At 66.4% G+C, this 18044-nt stretch carries 19 protein-coding genes; 9 read left to right on the plus strand and 10 right to left on the minus strand.

Annotated features, from left to right (window positions below; translation table 11 throughout):
• Window positions 1-43: 43 nt before the first annotated feature.
• From ACT6SE_RS13780 to ACT6SE_RS13790, 3 genes are all read right to left on the minus strand, one after another.
• Window positions 44-679, minus strand: a complete 636-nt coding sequence (locus tag ACT6SE_RS13780; RefSeq protein ID WP_014647724.1) for a glutathione S-transferase family protein — start codon at window positions 677-679, stop codon at window positions 44-46.
• Between the two features lie 57 nt (window positions 680-736).
• On the minus strand, window positions 737-1075 hold the full coding sequence (locus tag ACT6SE_RS13785; protein WP_046431623.1) for a hypothetical protein: 339 nt from the start codon (window positions 1073-1075) through the stop codon (window positions 737-739).
• A gap of 125 nt (window positions 1076-1200) precedes the next feature.
• Window positions 1201-2718, minus strand: coding sequence for a fumarate hydratase (locus ACT6SE_RS13790; protein WP_014647726.1), 1518 nt, complete (start codon window positions 2716-2718; stop codon window positions 1201-1203).
• A gap of 146 nt (window positions 2719-2864) precedes the next feature.
• Between ACT6SE_RS13790 and ACT6SE_RS13795 the strand changes: the two genes are divergently transcribed.
• The 4 genes from ACT6SE_RS13795 (at window position 2865) to ACT6SE_RS13810 (ending at window position 7169) form a co-directional block, all read left to right on the plus strand.
• Entirely contained in the window at window positions 2865-3761 is an 897-nt protein-coding gene (locus ACT6SE_RS13795; protein WP_046431625.1) for an RNA polymerase sigma-70 factor, read from the plus strand.
• Window positions 3762-3797: 36 nt separating this feature from the next.
• On the plus strand, window positions 3798-4250 hold the full coding sequence (locus ACT6SE_RS13800) for a carboxymuconolactone decarboxylase family protein (protein ID WP_046431628.1): 453 nt from the start codon (window positions 3798-3800) through the stop codon (window positions 4248-4250).
• 188 nt (window positions 4251-4438) lie between these two features.
• Window positions 4439-6310, plus strand: a complete 1872-nt coding sequence (locus ACT6SE_RS13805) for an ABC transporter ATP-binding protein (protein ID WP_046431631.1) — start codon at window positions 4439-4441, stop codon at window positions 6308-6310.
• A gap of 79 nt (window positions 6311-6389) precedes the next feature.
• Window positions 6390-7169, plus strand: coding sequence for a ferredoxin--NADP reductase (locus tag ACT6SE_RS13810; protein ID WP_014647730.1), 780 nt, complete (start codon window positions 6390-6392; stop codon window positions 7167-7169).
• Window positions 7170-7244: 75 nt separating this feature from the next.
• Here the strand turns inward: ACT6SE_RS13810 and ACT6SE_RS13815 are convergent, their stop codons facing one another.
• Window positions 7245-7724: a glutathione peroxidase gene (locus ACT6SE_RS13815; protein WP_046431634.1), complete on the minus strand. Its 480-nt coding sequence runs from the start codon at window positions 7722-7724 to the stop codon at window positions 7245-7247.
• A 130-nt stretch (window positions 7725-7854) separates the two neighbouring features.
• Here ACT6SE_RS13815 and ACT6SE_RS13820 point away from each other — a divergent pair, with 130 nt between their 5' ends.
• On the plus strand, window positions 7855-10023 hold the full coding sequence (locus ACT6SE_RS13820) for a M3 family metallopeptidase (RefSeq protein WP_046431637.1): 2169 nt from the start codon (window positions 7855-7857) through the stop codon (window positions 10021-10023).
• Window positions 10024-10151: 128 nt separating this feature from the next.
• On the opposite strand, the gene cfa is transcribed toward ACT6SE_RS13820, so the two are convergent.
• Genes cfa through ACT6SE_RS13835 form a run of 3 tightly spaced genes read right to left on the minus strand, consistent with a single transcriptional unit; the run spans window position 10152 to window position 12508 of the window.
• A complete protein-coding gene (gene cfa / locus ACT6SE_RS13825) occupies window positions 10152-11267 on the minus strand; it encodes a cyclopropane fatty acyl phospholipid synthase (protein ID WP_046431639.1) in 1116 nt (371 codons plus the stop codon).
• 19 nt (window positions 11268-11286) lie between these two features.
• Window positions 11287-12168: a DUF3298 and DUF4163 domain-containing protein gene (locus tag ACT6SE_RS13830; protein ID WP_046431642.1), complete on the minus strand. Its 882-nt coding sequence runs from the start codon at window positions 12166-12168 to the stop codon at window positions 11287-11289.
• Window positions 12169-12205: 37 nt separating this feature from the next.
• Window positions 12206-12508 (minus strand): GNAT family N-acetyltransferase, encoded by a 303-nt coding sequence (locus ACT6SE_RS13835; RefSeq protein WP_006455911.1) that lies wholly within the window; start codon window positions 12506-12508, stop codon window positions 12206-12208.
• 208 nt (window positions 12509-12716) lie between these two features.
• Here ACT6SE_RS13835 and ACT6SE_RS13840 point away from each other — a divergent pair, with 208 nt between their 5' ends.
• Window positions 12717-12878, plus strand: coding sequence for a hypothetical protein (locus ACT6SE_RS13840; protein ID WP_014037806.1), 162 nt, complete (start codon window positions 12717-12719; stop codon window positions 12876-12878).
• Window positions 12879-12921: 43 nt separating this feature from the next.
• Here ACT6SE_RS13840 and ACT6SE_RS13845 read toward each other — a convergent pair whose 3' ends face one another.
• Both ACT6SE_RS13845 and ACT6SE_RS13850 read right to left on the minus strand, forming a co-directional pair.
• Window positions 12922-13548 (minus strand): rhomboid family intramembrane serine protease, encoded by a 627-nt coding sequence (locus ACT6SE_RS13845; RefSeq protein ID WP_014647735.1) that lies wholly within the window; start codon window positions 13546-13548, stop codon window positions 12922-12924.
• A gap of 7 nt (window positions 13549-13555) precedes the next feature.
• Window positions 13556-15121 carry a POT-type proton-dependent oligopeptide transporter gene (locus tag ACT6SE_RS13850; protein ID WP_014647736.1) on the minus strand — a complete coding sequence of 522 codons (1566 nt, stop codon included), beginning with the start codon at window positions 15119-15121 and terminating at the stop codon, window positions 13556-13558.
• 162 nt (window positions 15122-15283) lie between these two features.
• On the opposite strand from ACT6SE_RS13850, the gene ACT6SE_RS13855 reads away from it, so the two are divergent.
• Window positions 15284-16132 (plus strand): endonuclease/exonuclease/phosphatase family protein, encoded by an 849-nt coding sequence (locus ACT6SE_RS13855; RefSeq protein WP_046431652.1) that lies wholly within the window; start codon window positions 15284-15286, stop codon window positions 16130-16132.
• Between the two features lie 131 nt (window positions 16133-16263).
• On the opposite strand, the gene ACT6SE_RS13860 is transcribed toward ACT6SE_RS13855, so the two are convergent.
• Window positions 16264-16875, minus strand: coding sequence for a superoxide dismutase (locus ACT6SE_RS13860; protein ID WP_005410310.1), 612 nt, complete (start codon window positions 16873-16875; stop codon window positions 16264-16266).
• Between the two features lie 219 nt (window positions 16876-17094).
• On the opposite strand from ACT6SE_RS13860, the gene ACT6SE_RS13865 reads away from it, so the two are divergent.
• On the plus strand, window positions 17095-17547 hold the full coding sequence (locus ACT6SE_RS13865; protein ID WP_046431655.1) for a ribonuclease domain-containing protein: 453 nt from the start codon (window positions 17095-17097) through the stop codon (window positions 17545-17547).
• Entirely contained in the window at window positions 17547-17960 is a 414-nt protein-coding gene (locus tag ACT6SE_RS13870) for a barstar family protein (RefSeq protein WP_014647739.1), read from the plus strand. Before ACT6SE_RS13865 ends, ACT6SE_RS13870 begins: the two co-directional genes overlap by 1 nt.
• The last annotated feature ends 84 nt before the right edge of the window (window positions 17961-18044 follow it).

Genomic DNA, 18044 nt, shown 5'->3' on the forward strand with positions numbered 1-18044 from the left:
GTTTGTGCACAAACGACTTAATCCCCTCCGTCCCCTTTTCTGGTTACCGCCAGTCGGTGATGCCTTCGCGGCGGTAGGCCTCGGCGAACGCCGGGCGCGCCTTCATCGAGGTGGCATGTGCCTTGAGCGACGGCCAGGTGTCACTGGGCCTGGGCATGTTGCGCGACCAGCGCATCAGCATCACCAGCATGTAGTCGACCACGCAGGGCGTGGCGCCCAGCAGGTAGGGCCCATGCGCCAGCAGGTGCGTGGCCACATGCTGCCAGGCCGCTTCCAGGCGCTGTCGCGCCATCTCGCGACTGGCCTCCACGTTTGCCTCGCCCGCCACCTCGTGCGGATAGAACCAGGCGCGATAGGCCGGCTGCAACGTATTGGCACACCAGAACATCCAGCGGTAGGCATCGGCGCGCTGCGGCGTGCCCAGTGCCGGCAACAAACCGGCGTCCGGATGGCGGTCGGCCAGGTACAGGGCGATCGCCGCCGCTTCAGTCAGTACCAGGCCATCGATCAGCAGCGTCGGCACCACGCCGGCCGGATTCAGTGCCAGGTACTCCGCCGACTTGTGCTCGCGCGCGTCGAAATCCAGCAGCACCAACTCGTGCTCGATGCCGAGCTCGATCAGCAGCCAGTGCACCACCAGCGCGGCGGTGCTTGTCGAACCATACAGCGTGGTGCTCATGCGGCGGATCCTGTGCAGGTGGGCCGGCCGATTATGCGCCCGTGCGGGAGCCGTCGCTCAGCCGCAGCTGCTCATGCAGGTATCGCGGCGCTCGCCACAGGACATCATCGGCGCGCGCAGCGTGCAGTCATGCGTCTTCAGTTCGCAGGCACGGCGCAGGTCCGGGTTGTCCACGTCCTTGCAGCGCTTGTCCGGCGCCGGCACCATCCGCTGCTCGCAATTGCTCTGGCGGCTGCCGAGAGAGTCATTCTGCGCCATGCAGCTGCGATAGCCGGCCTGGCACTGCATGCGGCATTGCGCCGATGCAGGGAAATCCGCGCCTTCGTACGACGCCGGGGTGCTGCAGCCGGCCAGGGCCAGCAGCACGCCGGCCACGATGAAGCGATGCAGGGCCATGGACACGTCCTGTGCGAGGGTGTGCCGACCGTAGCAGAGCCAGGGCTACAGGCGTGTTAATCCTGCCTCCAGATACTGCAACGGCGCCACAGGGGCGCCGTTGTCCGGACCGAAGCGTGCGGGGATTACTCCACCACCACCGGAATCTTGCCGATGCGGGCCTGCCACTCGCGCGGGCCGGTCTTGTGCACCGATTCGCCGGCGGAGTCGACGGCCACGGTCACTGGCATGTCCTGCACGGTGAACTCGTAGATCGCCTCCATGCCCAGGTCAGCGAAACCGACCACCTTGGCCGCCTTGATCGCCTTGGACACCAGGTAGGCCGAGCCACCGACGGCCATCAGGTAGGCCGACTTGTGCTTCTTGATCGCCTCGATCGCGGCCGGGCCGCGCTCGGCCTTGCCGACCATGCCCAGCAGGCCGGTCTGTGCCAGCACCTGCTCGGTGAACTTGTCCATGCGGGTCGCCGTGGTCGGGCCGGCCGGGCCCACCACTTCGTCACGCACCGGATCGACCGGGCCGACGTAGTAGATGAAGCGGCCCTTCAGATCGACCGGCAGCTGCTCGCCCTTGTTGAGCATGTCGACCATGCGCTTGTGCGCGGCGTCGCGGCCGGTGAGCAGCTTGCCGTTGAGCAGCAGGGTCTGGCCCGGCTTCCAGCTGGCCACGTCTTCCGGGGTAATCGTATCCAGGTCCACCCGGGTGCCCTTGGATGCGTCGTAGGTCAGCTTCGGCCAGTCTTCCAGCGACGGCGGGTCCAGCATCACCGGGCCGCTGCCATCCAGGGTGAAGTGCGCATGGCGGGTGGCCGCGCAGTTCGGGATCATCGCCACCGGCAGGTTGGCCGCGTGGGTCGGGTAGTCGTTGATCTTGATGTCGAGCACGGTGGTCAGGCCACCCAGGCCCTGCGCACCGATGCCCAGCGCGTTGACCTTCTCGTACAGCTCCAGGCGCAGCTCCTCGATGCGGTTGGACGCACCACGGGCCTGCAGCTCGGTGATGTCGATCGGCTCCATCAGCGCTTCCTTGGCCAGCAGCATCGCCTTCTCGGCGGTGCCACCGATGCCGATGCCCAGCATGCCCGGCGGGCACCAGCCGGCGCCCATGGTCGGCACGGTCTTCAGCACCCAGTCGACAATCGAGTCGGACGGATTGAGCATGGCGAACTTGGTCTTCGCTTCCGAACCACCGCCCTTGGCGGCGACGATCACGTCGACTTTGTTGCCCGGCACCACCTTGACGTTGACCACGCCCGGGGTGTTGTCCCTGGTGTTGATGCGCTTGCCTGCCGGATCGGCCAGCACCGAGGCGCGCAGCTTGTTGTCCGGGTGCATGTAGGCGCGGCGCACGCCTTCATTGGCCATGTCTTCCACGCCCATGGTGGCGTCATCCCAACGCACGTCCATGCCGATTTCCAGGAAAACGGTGACGATGCCGGTGTCCTGGCAGATCGGGCGGTGGCCCTCGGCGCACATGCGCGAATTGATCAGGATCTGCGCCATCGCTTCCTTCGCGGCCGGCGACTCCTCGCGCTCGTAGGCGGCGGCAAGGTTCTTGATGTAGTCGACCGGGTGGTAGTACGAGATGTACTGCAGCGCGTCGGCGATGGACTGGATGAGGTCTTCCTGCTTGATCGATGTCACGTCTTGCTCGCTTGCTCGAGGCTGGCGGGGGTAATCCACCCATTTTACCCCCTCCCCCGGCCCCGGGGTGGTAGTGCCGGCCGCTGGCCGGCAAGATTCCCCCGACGCTCTGTCACGCCACGCGCCACTGCGGCGTCCTTGCCCACATGAACGCCGAAACCGCTTTCCAGACCCACCGCCCGCGCCTGATGGCGCTGGCCTACCGCCTGCTCGGCAGCCGCACCGACGCCGAAGACGTGGTCCAGGACGCCTGGCTGCGCTGGTCCGGCGCCGATCCTGCGGCCGTCCGCGATGCCGAGGCCTGGCTGGTCACCACCACCACCCGGCTCGGCCTGGACCGGCTGCGTGCGGCCAAGCGCGAGCGCGTCCACTACGTCGGCCCATGGCTGGCCGAACCGCTGGCGGTCACCCTGGAGCCGGACCCGGCGCCCGGTCCGGCCCAGCTGCATGCGCTGGCCGACGACGTCTCGGTCGCTTTCCTGACCCTGCTCGAACAGCTCGGCCCGGAGGAACGCGCCGCCTTCCTGCTGAAGGAGGCATTCGACCACGACTACCGTGAGATCGCCGAGCTGATCGGCCACAGCGAGGCCAACTGCCGGCAGCTGGTGCACCGTGCCCGGCAACGCCTGCAGGCCGGACGACCGCGCTTCAATGCCGATGCCAGCCAGCACCGGCAGCTGCTGGCGCGCTTCATGGAGGCCTCGCAGCGCGGCGACAGCGACGCGATCCAGGCCCTGCTGCACGCCAACGCGGTGCTGGTTTCCGACGGCGGTGGCGTGGTCACTGCGGCGGTGCGGCCGCTGCTGGGCGCCGAACGCATCGGCCGCCTGTTCTGGGCCATCGCCCGCCGCGGCGCGGTGCATCCCGCCCAGCTGGGCTACGTCAACGGCGAGCCGGCGATCCTTCGCTTTGTCGGTGATCGCTTGCACTCGGTCACCACCATCGAGGTGGTCGATGGCCGCATCGCCAACGTGTACAGCGTGTTGAATCCGGAAAAGCTGCCGGGTGTTGTCACGCGCGATGACGGTACGGCGTCCTGGTAGTGAAAGGCGGCCACCGTGGCCGCCGTGGAGCCGAAAATGTCCGACCACGCCTCTCCCCGCGTCCCCTACACCCGCCTGGCCGCCGAGGCCTTCAAGGGCCTGCTGGCCACCAGCCAGGCCGTGCATGACAGCTCGATCGATCCGACCCTGATGGAACTGGTGTTCCTGCGCGTGTCGCAGCTCAACGGCTGCGGCTACTGCATGGACATGCACGGCACCGCGCTGCGCAAGGGCGGCATCGAGCCGCGCAAGCTGGACACCCTGCCCGCCTGGCACGAAAGCCGCTTCTTCGATGCACGCGAGCGCGCGGCACTGGGCTGGGCCGAGGCGCTGACCCGGCTGACCGACGGCGCGCCGTCGCAGGCCGCGTTCGATGCCCTGGCACCGCACTTCGATGAGAAGGGCATCAGTGACCTGAGCATGGGCATCGCGGTGATCAATGCCTGGAACCGCCTCGGTGCGGGGTTGCTGCCGCCGCTGCCGGCCTGACCCACCCCGCCTTCGACAGTTCATCGGTGCTGCTGGTAGGTGTCGACCTTGGTCGGCACGGTGGATCCACGCAATGCGTGGATGCAGGAGGGTCAGATCCCTTCGCTTCGCGAAGGGATCTGACCCCGGTGCCGGCAACACGGCTGCACTGACTCCCCCTGCACGTATCACGCGCGCACAATACGCGCATGCCTGCCATCCCCCCCGTTGGCGCTGCCGCCGCGAAGAAACCCAGCCTGCGTCAGCGCTTCAAGGCGATGCGCAACCTGCCGCCGTTCCTGCGCATGGTCTGGCAGACCAGCCCCGCGCTCACCCTGGCCAGCCTGGGGCTGCGCCTGATCCGTGCGCTGCTGCCGGTGGCGATGCTGTACGTCGGCAAGCTGATCATCGACAGCGCCCTGCACCTGAGCCAGCACGACGCCGGTTTCCCGCCGCTGGGCGAGGCGCTGTCCAGCGGCATGCTCAATCCGCTGCTGGGCCTGCTGGCGCTGGAATTCGGCCTGGCCATCGCCTCGGACCTGCTCGGCCGGCTGGTCAGCTATGCCGACGCGCTGCTGTCGGAACTGTTCGCCAACGTCACCAGCATCCGGCTGATGGAACACGCGGCGACGCTGGATCTGGAGGACTTCGAGGACCCGGACCTGCAGGACAAGCTGGACCGCGCGAGGCGCCAGACCATGGGCCGGATGAACCTGATGAGCCAGCTGTTCGGCCAGGTGCAGGACGCGATCACCGTGGCCAGCCTCGCCGTCGGCCTGCTGGTCTACGCGCCGTGGCTGATCCTGCTGCTGGCGCTGGCACTGGTGCCGGCCTTCATCGGCGAATCGCACTTCAACGCGGCCGGTTACAGCCTCAACTTCCAATGGACGCCCGAGCGCCGCCAGCTCGACTACCTGCGCCAGCTCGGTGCCAGCGTGGAAACGGCCAAGGAAGTGAAGATCTACAACCTGCACCGCTTCCTGGTCGAGCGCTATCGGCGCCTGTCGGTGGCGCTGTTCCAGGCCAACCGTGCCCTGGCACGGCGCCGGGCGTTCTGGGGCACGCTGCTGGCTGCGCTGGGTACGCTGGGCTACTACACCGCCTACGCCTACATCGCCTGGCGCACGGTGCGCGGCGATTTCTCGATCGGCGACCTGACCTTCCTTGCCGGCAGCTTCCTGCGCCTGCGCCAGCTGCTGGAAGGCCTGCTGATCGGCTTCTCGCAGGTGGCCAGCCAGGCGCTGTACCTGGACGACCTGTTCTCGTTCTTCCAGATCGAGCCGGAAATCCGCTCGCGCGAAGGCGCCATACGCGTGCCGCAGCCGATCCGCCAGGGCTTCGTGTTCGAGAACGTCGGCTTCCGCTATCCCGATGCCGAACAGTGGGCGGTGCGCCACCTCGATTTCCAGCTGCAGGCCGGCGAAGTGCTGGCCCTGGTCGGCGAGAACGGCGCCGGCAAGACCACCCTGGTGAAGCTGCTGGCACGCCTGTACGAACCGGACGAGGGCCGCATCCTGCTCGATGGCCGCGACCTGCGCGACTACGACCTGGACGACCTGCGCGCCAACCTCGGGGTGATCTTCCAGGACTTCGTGCGCTACAACCTCAGCGCCGGCGAGAACATCGGCGTCGGCCAGGTCGAGGCCATGGACGACCGGGCGCGCATCGCCGACGCCGCGCGCCGCGGCATGGCCGAGGAAGTGATCGAGGAGCTGCCCGGTGGCTACGACCAGCTGATCGGCCGCCGTTTCAAGCAGGGCGTGGACCTGTCCGGTGGCCAGTGGCAGAAGATCGCCATTGCCCGCGCATGGATGCGCAATGCGCAGGTGATGATCCTGGATGAGCCAACGGCAGCACTGGATGCGCGCAGTGAGTTCGAGGTGTTCCAGCGGTTCAGGGAACTGGCGGATAATCGCACCGCCGTATTGATTTCCCACCGTTTTTCCTCGGTCCGCATGGCCGATCGCATCCTGGTGCTGGCCGATGGCCGGATCGAGGCCAGTGGCACCCACGCCCAGCTGATGGCACAGGGCGGCCGCTATGCCGAGCTGTTCGAGCTGCAGGCGGCGGGTTACCGCTGAGAACGCCTCTCGTTCCGCCCAATGAGAACCCGTCTCATTTGAGATAGAATTCCCCCGACGACTTTTGACAGATACGCCCATGTCCTCCGCTTTTGGCGCCGAAACGGTGCTTGAGGTCCGTCACTGGACCGACGCCTACTTCAGTTTCACCACCACCCGCGACAGCGGCTTCCGCTTCGAGAACGGCCAGTTCGTGATGATCGGCCTGGAAACCGAGGCACGGCCGCTGCTGCGTGCGTACTCCATCGCCAGCGCCAACTGGGAAGAGCATCTGGAGTTCTTCAGCATCAAGGTGCAGGACGGCCCGCTGACCTCGCGCCTGCAGCACATCAAGCCGGGCGACAAGGTGCTGGTCGGCAAGAAGCCCACCGGCACCCTGCTGATCAGCGACCTGCACCCGGGCAAGAACCTGTACCTGCTGGGCACGGGTACCGGCATGGCGCCGTGGCTGTCGGTCATCAAGGACCCGGAGACCTACGAGCGCTTCGAGAAGGTGATCCTCTGCCACGGCGTGCGCTACGAAAAGGATCTGGCCTACCGCGATTACTTCGAGAGGGAGCTGCGTGAGCACGAGTTCCTGGGCGAGATGATCGGCGACAAGCTGCTGTACTACCCGGCCGTCACCCGCGAGCCGTTCGCCAACCAGGGCCGCCTGACCTCGCTGATGGAAAGCGGCCAGATGCAGCGCACCCTCGGCCTGCCGGAGCTGAGCCCGGAAAACGACCGCGCGATGATCTGCGGCAGCCCGCAGATGCTGGCCGACCTGCGTGCTGTGCTCGATGCCCGCGGTTTCCAGGTTTCGCCGCGCATCGGCCAGCCGGGCCACTACGTGTTCGAGCGCGCGTTCGTCGAGAAATGATCCTGCAACGGTAGTGCCGGCCGCTGGCCGGCTCTTCCTGGCCTACGGGATTGCCGGCCAGCGGCCGGCACGACCTCACAGCAGCGCTTCAATCTCGCCGCGCAGCTGCTCCGGCCGGGTGGTGGGCGCATGCCGCGACACCACCCGCCCCTGGCGATCGACCAGGAACTTGCTGAAATTCCACTTGATGCGGGCACTGCCGAGCACGCCGCGCTTCTCCCGCGCGAGCCACCTCCAGAGCGGGTCGGCCCCATCGCCGTTGACCTCGATCTTTTCCGACAGCGGGAAGCTGACCGGATAGTCCAGCGAACAGAACTGGCGGATCTGTGCGGCATCACCGGGCTCCTGCGCGCCAAACTGGTTGCACGGGAAGCCGATCACCACCAGGCCGCGTTCGCGGTACGCCTGCCACAGCTGCTCCAGCCCGGTGTACTGAGGGGTGAAGCCACAGCGGCTGGCGACGTTCACCAGCAGCAACGGGTGGCCCTGGTACCGGGCCAGCGCCTGCGGCTGGCCGTCGAGGTCACGGAAGCTGAAATCGTAGGCAGTGGTCATGGCAGCGGGCCGTGGGCGGTGAATGCATGGTACCCGCGCCCGGCCCCGGCAACATGCCTTTTGACACAAGTGCAGTCGCCGCCGGCCGGGTTACCCTCGGGCCCTTGTTTGCCTTACCGGAGCTTCTACCTTGACCACTCGACTTGCCCTTGCCGTGGCCATGTCCCTCGGCCTTGCCCTGCCCGCCTTCTCGGCCGGCGCCGCCACCCCGGCTGCCAGCACCAATGCCCAGCAGGCCAACCCGTTCTTCGCCGAAAGCCCGCTGCCGCTGCACTTCCCGCAGTTCGACAAGATCAAGGACAGCGACTTCGCCCCGGCCTTCGACGCCGGCATGGCGCAGCAGCTGAAGGAAGTGGAGGCGATCGCCAACAACAAGGCCAAGCCGACCTTCGACAACACCATCATCGCGCTGGAAAAGAGCGGTGACATCCTCGACCGTGCGACCACCGTGTTCTTCAGCCTGGTCGGCGCCGATACCAACGACACCCGCAAGAAGCTGCAGGCCGACTACTCGGCGAAGTTTGCCGCGCACAGCGATGCGATCGCGCTGAACGGCAAGCTGTTCGCCCGCATCCAGGCGCTGTACGACACCCGCAGCCAGCTGGGCCTGGACGCCGAAGGCGTGCGCCTGGTCGAGAAGTACTACGACAATTACGTGCGCGCCGGCGCCAAGCTGTCCGAGGCCGACAAGGCCACGCTGAAGGACATGAATGCCGAACTGGCCAATCTGGGCACCAAGTTCAGCCAGAACGTGCAGTCGGAAGTGAACGCTTCGGCAATCACTGTCGACGACGTCAAGGAGCTGGCTGGCCTGTCCAAGGAGCAGATCGCCGCCGCCGCCGAAGCCGCCAAGGCCCGTGGCCTGGAAGGCAAGTACGTGATCACCCTGCTCAACACCACCGGCCAGCCGCCGCTGACCAACCTGGCCAACCGCGCCCTGCGCCAGAAGATCTACGAAGCCTCGACCACCCGCGGCAGCCGCGGCGGTGAGTTCGACAACACCGCGCTGGTCTCGCGCATCATGCAGCTGCGTGCCGACAAGGCCAAGCTGATGGGCTTCCCGAACTTCGCCGCCTACAACCTGACCAACCAGACCGCCAAGACCCCCGAAGCGGTCAACGCGATGCTGGGCAAGCTGGCTCCGGCCGCGGTGGCCAATGCCAAGCGCGAAGCCGCCGACCTGCAGGCGATGATCGACAAGGAGCAGAAGGCCGCGCGCAAGCCGACCTTCCAGCTGGAACCGTGGGACTGGGCCTTCTACAGCGAGAAGGTGCGCCAGGCCAAGTACAACTTCGACGAGTCGCAGCTGAAGCCGTACTTCGAACTGAAGAACGTGCTCGAGAACGGCGTCTTCTACGCCGCCGGCCAGGAATTCGGCCTGACCTTCAAGCAGCGCACCGACCTGCCGGTCTACCACGATGACGTCACCGTCTACGACGTGTTCGACGCCGATGGCAGCCAGCTGGCGATCTTCATCTTCGATCCGTATGCGCGCGCCTCCAAGCGCGGCGGTGCGTGGATGAACTCCTACGTCTCGCAGTCCAAGCTGACCGGCTTCAAGCCGGTGGTCGCCAATCACCTGAACATCCCGAAGCCGCCGGCCGGCCAGCCGACCCTGCTGACCTGGGATGAGGTGAACACCACCTTCCACGAGTTCGGCCACGCCCTGCACGGCATGTTCTCCAACGTGAAGTACCCTTACTTCTCGGGCACCTCGGTGCCGCGCGACTTCGTCGAGTTCCCCTCGCAGGTCAACGAGATGTGGGCCGACAACCCGGTCATCCTGAAGAACTACGCCAAGCACTACCAGAATGGTTCGGCGATGCCGCAGGCCCTGCTGGACAAGGTGATTGCCGCATCGAAGTTCAACCAGGGCTTTGCCACCACCGAATACCTGGGGGCGGCGATGCTGGACCAGAACTGGCACCAGATCGGCCCGGACCAGGTGCCGGCGGCCAAGGACGTGATGGCCTTCGAGCGCGCCGCGCTGGAGAGGGACGGCATCTACTACGCGCCGGTTCCGCCGCGCTACAAGACCCCGTACTTCAGCCACATCATGGGCGGCTACTCGGCCGGCTACTACGCCTACATCTGGTCGGAAGTGCTCGACGCCAACACCCAGAAGTGGTTCAAGGACAACGGCGGCCTGAGCCGCAAGAACGGCGACCACTTCCGCGCCACCCTGCTGTCCAAGGGCGGCAGCGTCGACGCGATGCAGCTGTTCCGCGATTTCGCCGGCCACGAGCCGCAGATCGAACCGCTGCTGGAAAAGCGTGGCCTGACCGGCGCCGGCAACTGATCGCCAGCGCTGTCGCCTGAAACGAAAACCGCCCGGGAGACCGGGCGGTTTTTTTTGTTGTGATTGGGGTCAGAGCCCTTTTCTGCGAAAAGGGATCTGACCCCGGGGTCTCCGACCCCGCGCTGGCATCATCGCGGCGCCACGTACCCACCCGGCACGCCTTCCGGCGACAGCACCAGCTGCCACAGCTGCGCGTGCCGGCAGCGGAAGGTGGCCATCGACCCGGCCAGGTAGAAGCGCCACATGCGCCGGAAGTGCTCGTCGTAGTGCGCATCCAGCCGCGGCCACGCTGCTTCCACGTTGCGCCGCCAGGCCTGCAGGGTCAGGTCGTAGTCGGTGCCGAAGTTGTGCCAGTCTTCCAGTACGAAGCGGCCTTCGAACGCCTTGGTGATCTGCACCGCCGACGGCAGCATCGAGTTGGGGAAGATGTAGCGTGCAATCCATGGATCGGTGCGATGCCGTGAGACGTTGGTGCCGATGGTATGCAACAGCAGCAGGCCACGTGGCGACAGGCAGCGCTTGGCCACTTCGAAGAAACCGGCGTAGTTCTTGTCACCGACGTGCTCGAACATGCCGATCGAGAAGATCGCATCGAACGGTTCGTCCAGTTCACGGTAATCCTGCAGGCGGATCTCGATCGGCAGGCCAGCGCACAACTGCCGCGCGAACTCGGCCTGCTCCTGCGATATGGTCACGCCGACGCCGCTGACACCGTAGCGCTCGGCGGCGAACTTCAGGGCTTCGCCCCAACCGCAGCCAATGTCCAGCACGCGCTGGCCCGGGCGCAGGCCCAGCTTGCGGCAGACAAGGTCGAGCTTGGCCTCCTGTGCGGCGTCGAGGTCGTCGGCGTCGCGCCAATAGCCACAGCTGTAGACCAGGCGCTGGCCGAGCATGGCCTGGTAGAGATCATTGCCGAGGTCGTAATGGCGGCGACCGACTTCGTAACTGCCCTGCCCCGCCTGCAGGTTGAACAGGCGCGCCTTCAGCGCGTCTGCCACTTCGCGCCAGCCGTGCACCCGTTCATCCAGGTGCGCCTGCATCAGGTGGACGAGGAATTCATCCAGGACATTGGCATCCCACCACCCCTCCATGTAGCTCTCGCCCAGGCCGAGCGAGCCGTGGCCCATGACCCGCGCGAAAAAGCGCGGGTCATGCACCTGGATGTCCTGTGGCTGGGTGCCGCCGATGCGGACCCCGGCTTCGTGGAGCAGGCCGGCGACCCGCTCCTGCAACCCTGTATCCACGCCACCTCCTCGACTGCGGTCAACCGCGTGCGAACAGCTCCACGTAGTCCTTGGCCACGTGCGGCAACAGCACCGCTGCCGGTACATCGGCGGTCTGGGTGCCGTCCGAGTATGGACCCACCTGGTACGGCGGGAAAACAAAGCGCAGCGCGGTGATCTGCCCCTTGTCGTCGGTCAGTGGCTGGAACTGGCTGAAATTGTCGGCCTGCGGGCCGGTTCCGTCGGCGATCATGCGCGATGCGTTGCGCAGCGATTCCTGCAGCTGGGCCGGGTCCATGTCCTCGCCACTGAGGCGGGTGGCCACGCGTTCGCGCAACTGGTCGGCGACGAAATCGCTGATCGCCTTCCAGCCCTTGGCATCGGCCACAAGCTTTTCGGCGCTGAGCATCTGCTGCTGCTGCGGCAGCCACACGAAGCGCGCCACCAGCGGTTCGCCGTGGGCGCCACCCGTGTAGCGGCTGCCGTCGGCACTGACCACCACCAGCTGCGGAGTTTCAAGCAGCTTCTCGAAGCTCAGCGACAGCTCGTAGGGCATGGTCGGCTTGTCGTTGCCCAGCCCGTCCAGCGCCTGCTGCAGGTCGCTGCGCGCACTCGTGGCATAGCTCTGCAGCGCGCGGGCCAGGCCCGGATAACGGTCGATACCGGCCGGGTAGCTGATGCCCACCACTTCGCGCTCGTTGTTCTCGATCACGTCGCGCAGATCCAGCGGCGCTTCCGTGGCCGGCGTTTCGCCCGCGGCCGTCGCCTCGGCGGCGGGCGCCGCGTCGGTCGCCGGTGCCGGCTCGCTTTCACGCTGGCAACCGGCCAGCAACAGCACGCCCACCACGCCGGCCAACACGCTGCCGCGCAGTGGCCGGTTGTTTCCAATCTTCATCGGGATCCCCTGTTCATGTTTGTACATCATCGCCTGCCATGGCTGAAGCGTGACCCGCTGGCGTTCAGCCAACGAGCAGGTCGTGGTACTCCTCGTGGCGCTGCAGGAAGGCCTCGGCGTAGGAACATGCCGGCACCACCTTGTATTTCTGCTCGCGGGCGAAACGCAGTGCCACGCGGGTCAGCTCACCGGCGATGCCACGGCCGGCGATCGGCTCGGGCACCTCGGTATGGGTGATGACCATGCGCCTGCGCTTGATCTGGTAATCGAGCACCGCCAGCTGTCCGCGCACACGTGCGGTGAAGCGGTGGTTGGCCAGGTCGTGCTCGACCTCATAGGCCAGACCGGGGGGCGTGACCGAAGCCATGGAACTGTCTCCTGCGGCGACTGCGTGGATGGTGCGCAGCCGGGCGCCATGATCGCGTGAAGCCTGAACAGGGGCAAGTCCAGTCCATTCACGTCAGTTTTCGCCCTCAAGCTGGAGGCGGGCCGGCCGCTATCGCCTATGGAGGGGTACGGCCAGGCTGGCACGACCCTTGCGACCGTTGACCATGCGCACCACCGTGGAGGCTCCCATGCACGCCAGCAATTCCCATTCCGATACCGACCGCGCCCTGCTGGAGGGCCTGCTGCAACTGGCGGTGGAAGGGCAGACCGAGGATCAGGATTTCCAGCGCATCGGCGAGGAAGTGTTCGCCCGCCTGCTGGATACCTACGGCCAGCAGACCGCAGCCTGACCCGGCCGGGGCGGATCGGACCCGATCCGCCCCGCTACCCGCATCAGCCGCCGCCGAGGCGGAAGGTCGGGTTGGAGAGTTCGCGCAGGAAGTGGGTGAAGATGCTCGGCTGCATGGCCAGCATGAAGATCACGCCAAACGCCGCACCTGCCAGGTGCGCGCTGTGGTTGATGCGGTCGCCACCGCGCCTGTCCATCCAGATGCTGTAGCCGACGTAGAACGCGGCATAGATGATCGCCGGTGCCGGGATGAAGAACACCAGGATGATCGACCACGGCTTGATCAGGATGAAGGCGAACAGCACCGCCGATACCGCCCCGGACGCCCCGAGGCTGAGGTAGTTCGGGTTCTTCTGGTTCTTCAGGTAGCTGGGCAGGATCGAGACCAGCAGCGCGCCGATGTAGAACGCCGGGTAGGTCAGGTAGCTGCCGGTCAGCTGCACCATCACGCTCTCGATGAATCCCCCGAAGAAGAACAGGGTGATCATGTTGAAGATCAGGTGCGACCAGTCGGCGTGGATGAAGCCATAGGTCACCAGCCGGTCGTACTGGCGGTGACGGTCGATGGCCGGCGGCCACAGGATCAGGCGGTCGGCCAGCTTGCGGTTGTTGAACGCCATCCACGACAGGATGGCGGTGATGGCGATCAACAGCAGATTGACGGGGGTCATGTCAGGCTCAGGCGCTACGGTAGTTGTCGACCATACGATAGCGTTTCGCGTACCAACCGAAGGCCAACGCCGCGACGAAGGCGAAGCCGGCGAAGAAGAACATCAGGAACGCCGCCTCGCTCAGGCCCGTGCCCGCGATCTGGTGGGTGACCGTGTCGTTGCGCACCGCTGCGTTGGACAGCAGCACCCACAGGTTGCCGATGGTGGTGGTCAGGTTCCAGAAGCTCATCACCACGCCCTTCATCGCCTGCGGTGCCTGGCTGTAGGCGAACTCCAGGCCGGTGGCCGAGACCAGCACCTCACCGAAGGTCAGCAGCGCGTACGGCAGCATCTGCCAGAAGATCGACATGGCGTTGCCGCCGTCCATCACCACCTGGATGCCACCCACCACGATCCAGGCCAGGCCACTGAAGGCGATGCCGGCGGTCATGCGGCGCAGCGCGGTCGGTTCGAAGCCGAAGCGGCGCAGGGCCGGATACAGCACCAGGTTGTTGAACGGAATCAGGATCATCACCAGCAGCGGGTTCAGCGCCTGCATCTGCGAGGCGGTGAACCAGCTTGGCATCTGCATCTGCTGGCCCTGCAGGACCCAGGTCGAGGCCTTCTGGTCGAACAGCGAGAAGAACGGCGTGGTCAGCGCGAAGATCACCAGCACGCGCAGTACCGAGCGCACGCCTTCCACGGCTTCGGCCGGATGCTGGCCACGGGCGCGGTCCAGCTGCAGCCAGGTGCCGCCACCGATGCCGGCAAGGATGGCCACCAGCGCCAGGCACAGGCAGATCACGATGCCCAGCGAACCGACCAGGCCGAACGAGGCCACCGCCAGCGCCAGGCCAAGCACGGCGATCACCAGGCCCGGACGGCCCTGGCCAGCCACGCGCGTGGTCAGCGCGGTACGCACCACGTTGGCGAACGAATGCGGGTCCTTCGGCGGCAGCGGCACCAGCACGTAGCGCCTGCGGCCCAGCCAGAACACGAAGGTAGCGATGAACATCAGGATGCCCGGGATGCCGAACGCCCACTGCGGGCCCCAGTTCTTCAGCACCAGCGGGATCAGCAGCGAGGCGAACAGCGAGCCGAAGTTGATGATCCAGTAGAAGGCGTCGAAGACGATCTTGGCCAGGTGCTTGTTGCTCTGGTCGAACTGGTCGCCCATGAACGAGGCCACCAGCGGCTTGATGCCGCCGGCACCGAGCGCGATCAGGCCCAGGCCGAGGAAGAAGCCCTCGCGGCTGTTCTCGAACAGCGCCAGGCACAGGTGGCCGGCGCAGTAGACCAGGCTGAACCAGAGAATGGTGTGGTACTTGCCGAAGAACCTGTCGGCCAGCCAGCCACCGAGCAGCGGGAAGAAATACACGCCGATCATGAAGCTGTGCATGATGTCCTTGGCTTCACCGGCACGGCCTTCGGCAGTGATTTCCTGCAGCAGCAGCGAGGTGATCAGGAACTGCACCAGGATGTTGCGCATCCCGTAGAAACTGAACCGCTCGCAGGCCTCATTGCCGATGATGTACGGAATCTGGCGCGGCATCTTTCCCTGGCCGGCGATGGGGGCGACTGCGTCGTGGCTCATCCTGTAAGGCATTCCTGCAAAGCGAAAGGCGCAAGGTTACCGGAACCGGGGCTTGCGAAGCACGCTGCAGGGCTGCATGACAACGGTGCCAATCCATGGCAGGCAGTGCAGGCCATGCCGGAAGTCACGGCACCTGCACGACAAAAGCGTAAACTTATCGTTATGCGCCCCCTCGCCCACGCCCGCCTCCTGCTCAGCTGCCTTGCGCTGTTGCTGGCGTTGCAGACGCAGGCACGACCACAGGCGCCGGCCGCCGTTGCCAGCGAGAGCGACCCCAGGCAGCTGACGGTCGCCGCGCTGGAGCTGCCCAGCCGCGATGACGCGCAATGGAAGCAGCGCCGCGAGCAGGTCGCACAGCTGCTGACCGAGCTGCAGCCGGACGTGATCTCGGTGCAGCAGGTGCTGCAGCAGCAGGGCCGCAACCCGGCCTGCTGGCTGGCCAGCCGGCTGCGCTACAGCTGCGACTTCGTTACCGCCGATCCGCCCAGCCAGCCGCTGCGGCATGGCAACGCCATGCTGACCCGGCTGCCGGTCAGCGAGGACGGCGTGACCCTGCTGCATCCTCCCGGCACCTTCAGCGCGGCCGGCATGATGCGGCTGAGGCTGGGCGAGGCGCTGGTCAACATCTATGTGGCGCGGCTGCGCCCGGACCCGGACGAGGCCAGCGCCCGCCAGCACCAGACCAGCGACCTGATGACCTGGATCGGCGCCACCGCCGAAGGCATGCCGAGCCTGATTGCCGGCGATTTCTCGGCCAGCACGGTGGAACTGGTGCGCAGCACGCCGGGGTTCCAGCCGGCCCGGCGCAATCCCGGCGGCCGTGCCGAGGCGCCGGCGGCCAGTGGGGGCGGCAGCAGCGGCCACGGCCTGGATGTGCTGTTCCAGGTCAAGCATTTCGGCGGCATCCGCCAGCAGCCGATCCTGCTGCCGGCCGACGGCGACCTGCCCGGCCTGCGTCTGGGTGTGATGGCGACCCTGCGCCTGCAGGGCGATACGGCCACTGCGGAATAGGTAGTGCCGGCCGCTGGCCGGCTCCCCCGGTACCGCACGGTTGCCGGCCTGCGGCCGGCACTATCGAACGACTGCTGCAACAGAAAAGGCCGGGGTCTCCCCCGGCCTTCTCATGTCATCCCGTCACGCGATCAGGCGATCGCTTCCTGGTAACGGCGCTCGACTTCGTTCCAGTCGATGACGTTGAAGAACGCGCCGATGTATTCCGGGCGGCGGTTCTGGTACTTCAGGTAGTACGCGTGTTCCCACACGTCCAGGCCGAGGATGGGGGTGTTGCCTTCCATCAGCGGGCTGTCCTGGTTGCCGGTGCTCTCGACCACGACCTTCTTGTCCGGGGTCACGCTCAGCCACGCCCAGCCACTGCCGAAACGGGTCAGCGCGGCCTTGGTGAAGGCATCCTTGAACTTGTCGAAACCGCCCAGGTCCTTGTCGATGGCCTTGGCCACGTCGCCCACCGGGTTGCCGCCGGCATTGGGGGCCATCACGGTCCAGAACAGCGAGTGGTTGGCATGGCCACCACCGTTGTTGCGCACCGGGCCCTGCAGGTTCTCCGGCAGCGACTTGAGCTTCTTCACCAGCTCTTCGACCGGCAGGTCAGCGTACTCGGTGCCTTCCAGCGCCGCGTTGACGTTGTTGATGTAGGTCTGGTGATGCTTGGTGTGATGGATTTCCATCGTCGCCGCATCGATATGCGGTTCCAGCGCGTCGTAGGCGTAGGACAGCTTGGGCAGGGTGTAGGCCATGATGCATCTCCTGATTGCGAGGGCACCCGACGATGTCGGGCGGTGCGCGGTGAATGATGGGGACAGACCGCCAGATTACCAAGGGGGATGTAAAGGAAATTGCGTCCTGCCAGTGAGCACGACGGCAATTGTTACGCAGCAGTGACGCAGCGCTCTCCTCATGCACCGTGCAGCGCACAGGCGCTACAGTGCGTGTACTACCCTCGCCCGCCCCTGCCCATGCGCAACCCCCGGCTGCTGATCACCGCCATCGCCCTGCTGCTGCTCGGCCTGGTCGCCAACCATTTCCTGCAAAGGCCGCCAGCGCCGCAGTTCGCGCCCGACCTGCAGGGCACGCCTGTCGCGCGCGCGCCGGCCACCGCCTCGCCCGGCAAGGACAGCGGACTTCCCGCGTTCCTGCCCGCCGAAGCGCGCGCGACCATCGCCCTGATCCAGCGTGGCGGTCCATTCCCGCACCGCCAAGACGGCAGTACCTTCGGCAACCGCGAGCAGCAACTGCCGCAGCGCGCGCGCGGCTACTACCGCGAATACACCGTCGACACCCCTGGCGCGCCTACGCGTGGCACGCGTCGCATCGTCACCGGCGGCGATCCGCCGGAAGCGTGGTACTACACCGACGACCATTACGCGTCATTCCGCAGCTTCGCCGTACCGGCCCAGGGAGCCCAGTGATGAGCCACGATGATTTCGGCCTTGGCCTGCATGACATCAACAACGCCGGCGTCTACGCCATCGACAGCGACGACATCGGCGCACTGGCCGCGGCGATGCGCGATGCCGGCCTGAAAGTGATCCGCATCGATCTGGAGGGCGTCGCGGACAAGCGCACCCTGCTCGCCCGGTTGGCCGCACAGCTGGATTTCCCGGCCGGTTTCGGCGGCAACTGGGATGCGCTGTCGGACAACCTGCGCGACCTGCAATGGCTGCCGGCCAATGGCTACGCGCTGTTCCTGGCCGACGTGGACGCGCTGCGCGCCGGTCCGCAGAAGGACTTCGACACCCTGCTGGACGTGATGGACGAGACCAGCCGTGACTGGGTCGGCCGCGACGTACCGTTCTGGGTGTTCCTGTCGCAGAGCGCGTAAGGTCACTGCCTTGGCCGGCATGCACTGACGCCTTGGCAGAGGCCGATCTTGGTCGGCGCTTCTGTGCCAACCAAGGTCGGCATC

Source organism: Stenotrophomonas sp. LC732 (genome assembly GCF_052446685.1).
In the GTDB taxonomy this organism is placed as follows: Bacteria; Pseudomonadota; Gammaproteobacteria; order Xanthomonadales; family Xanthomonadaceae; genus Stenotrophomonas; species Stenotrophomonas muris.

Excerpts from the sequence above, each read along its gene's own strand:
- ACT6SE_RS13800 (WP_046431628.1), top strand. The coding sequence starts at position 3,798 with ATGTCCGACCACGCCTCTCCCCGCGTCCCCTACACCCGCCTGGCCGCC.
- ACT6SE_RS13865 (WP_046431655.1), top strand. The coding sequence starts at position 17,095 with ATGCGCAACCCCCGGCTGCTGATCACCGCCATCGCCCTGCTGCTGCTC.
- ACT6SE_RS13785 (WP_046431623.1), bottom strand. The coding sequence starts at position 1,075 with ATGGCCCTGCATCGCTTCATCGTGGCCGGCGTGCTGCTGGCCCTGGCC.
- ACT6SE_RS13870 (WP_014647739.1), top strand. The coding sequence starts at position 17,547 with ATGAGCCACGATGATTTCGGCCTTGGCCTGCATGACATCAACAACGCC.
- ACT6SE_RS13860 (WP_005410310.1), bottom strand. The coding sequence starts at position 16,875 with ATGGCCTACACCCTGCCCAAGCTGTCCTACGCCTACGACGCGCTGGAA.
- ACT6SE_RS13795 (WP_046431625.1), top strand. The coding sequence starts at position 2,865 with ATGAACGCCGAAACCGCTTTCCAGACCCACCGCCCGCGCCTGATGGCG.
- ACT6SE_RS13845 (WP_014647735.1), bottom strand. The coding sequence starts at position 13,548 with ATGACCCCCGTCAATCTGCTGTTGATCGCCATCACCGCCATCCTGTCG.
- ACT6SE_RS13835 (WP_006455911.1), bottom strand. The coding sequence starts at position 12,508 with ATGGCTTCGGTCACGCCCCCCGGTCTGGCCTATGAGGTCGAGCACGAC.
- ACT6SE_RS13850 (WP_014647736.1), bottom strand. The coding sequence starts at position 15,121 with ATGAGCCACGACGCAGTCGCCCCCATCGCCGGCCAGGGAAAGATGCCG.
- ACT6SE_RS13840 (WP_014037806.1), top strand. The coding sequence starts at position 12,717 with ATGCACGCCAGCAATTCCCATTCCGATACCGACCGCGCCCTGCTGGAG.
- ACT6SE_RS13805 (WP_046431631.1), top strand. The coding sequence starts at position 4,439 with ATGCCTGCCATCCCCCCCGTTGGCGCTGCCGCCGCGAAGAAACCCAGC.
- ACT6SE_RS13855 (WP_046431652.1), top strand. The coding sequence starts at position 15,284 with ATGCGCCCCCTCGCCCACGCCCGCCTCCTGCTCAGCTGCCTTGCGCTG.
- ACT6SE_RS13810 (WP_014647730.1), top strand. The coding sequence starts at position 6,390 with ATGTCCTCCGCTTTTGGCGCCGAAACGGTGCTTGAGGTCCGTCACTGG.
- ACT6SE_RS13815 (WP_046431634.1), bottom strand. The coding sequence starts at position 7,724 with ATGACCACTGCCTACGATTTCAGCTTCCGTGACCTCGACGGCCAGCCG.
- ACT6SE_RS13830 (WP_046431642.1), bottom strand. The coding sequence starts at position 12,168 with ATGTACAAACATGAACAGGGGATCCCGATGAAGATTGGAAACAACCGG.
- ACT6SE_RS13780 (WP_014647724.1), bottom strand. The coding sequence starts at position 679 with ATGAGCACCACGCTGTATGGTTCGACAAGCACCGCCGCGCTGGTGGTG.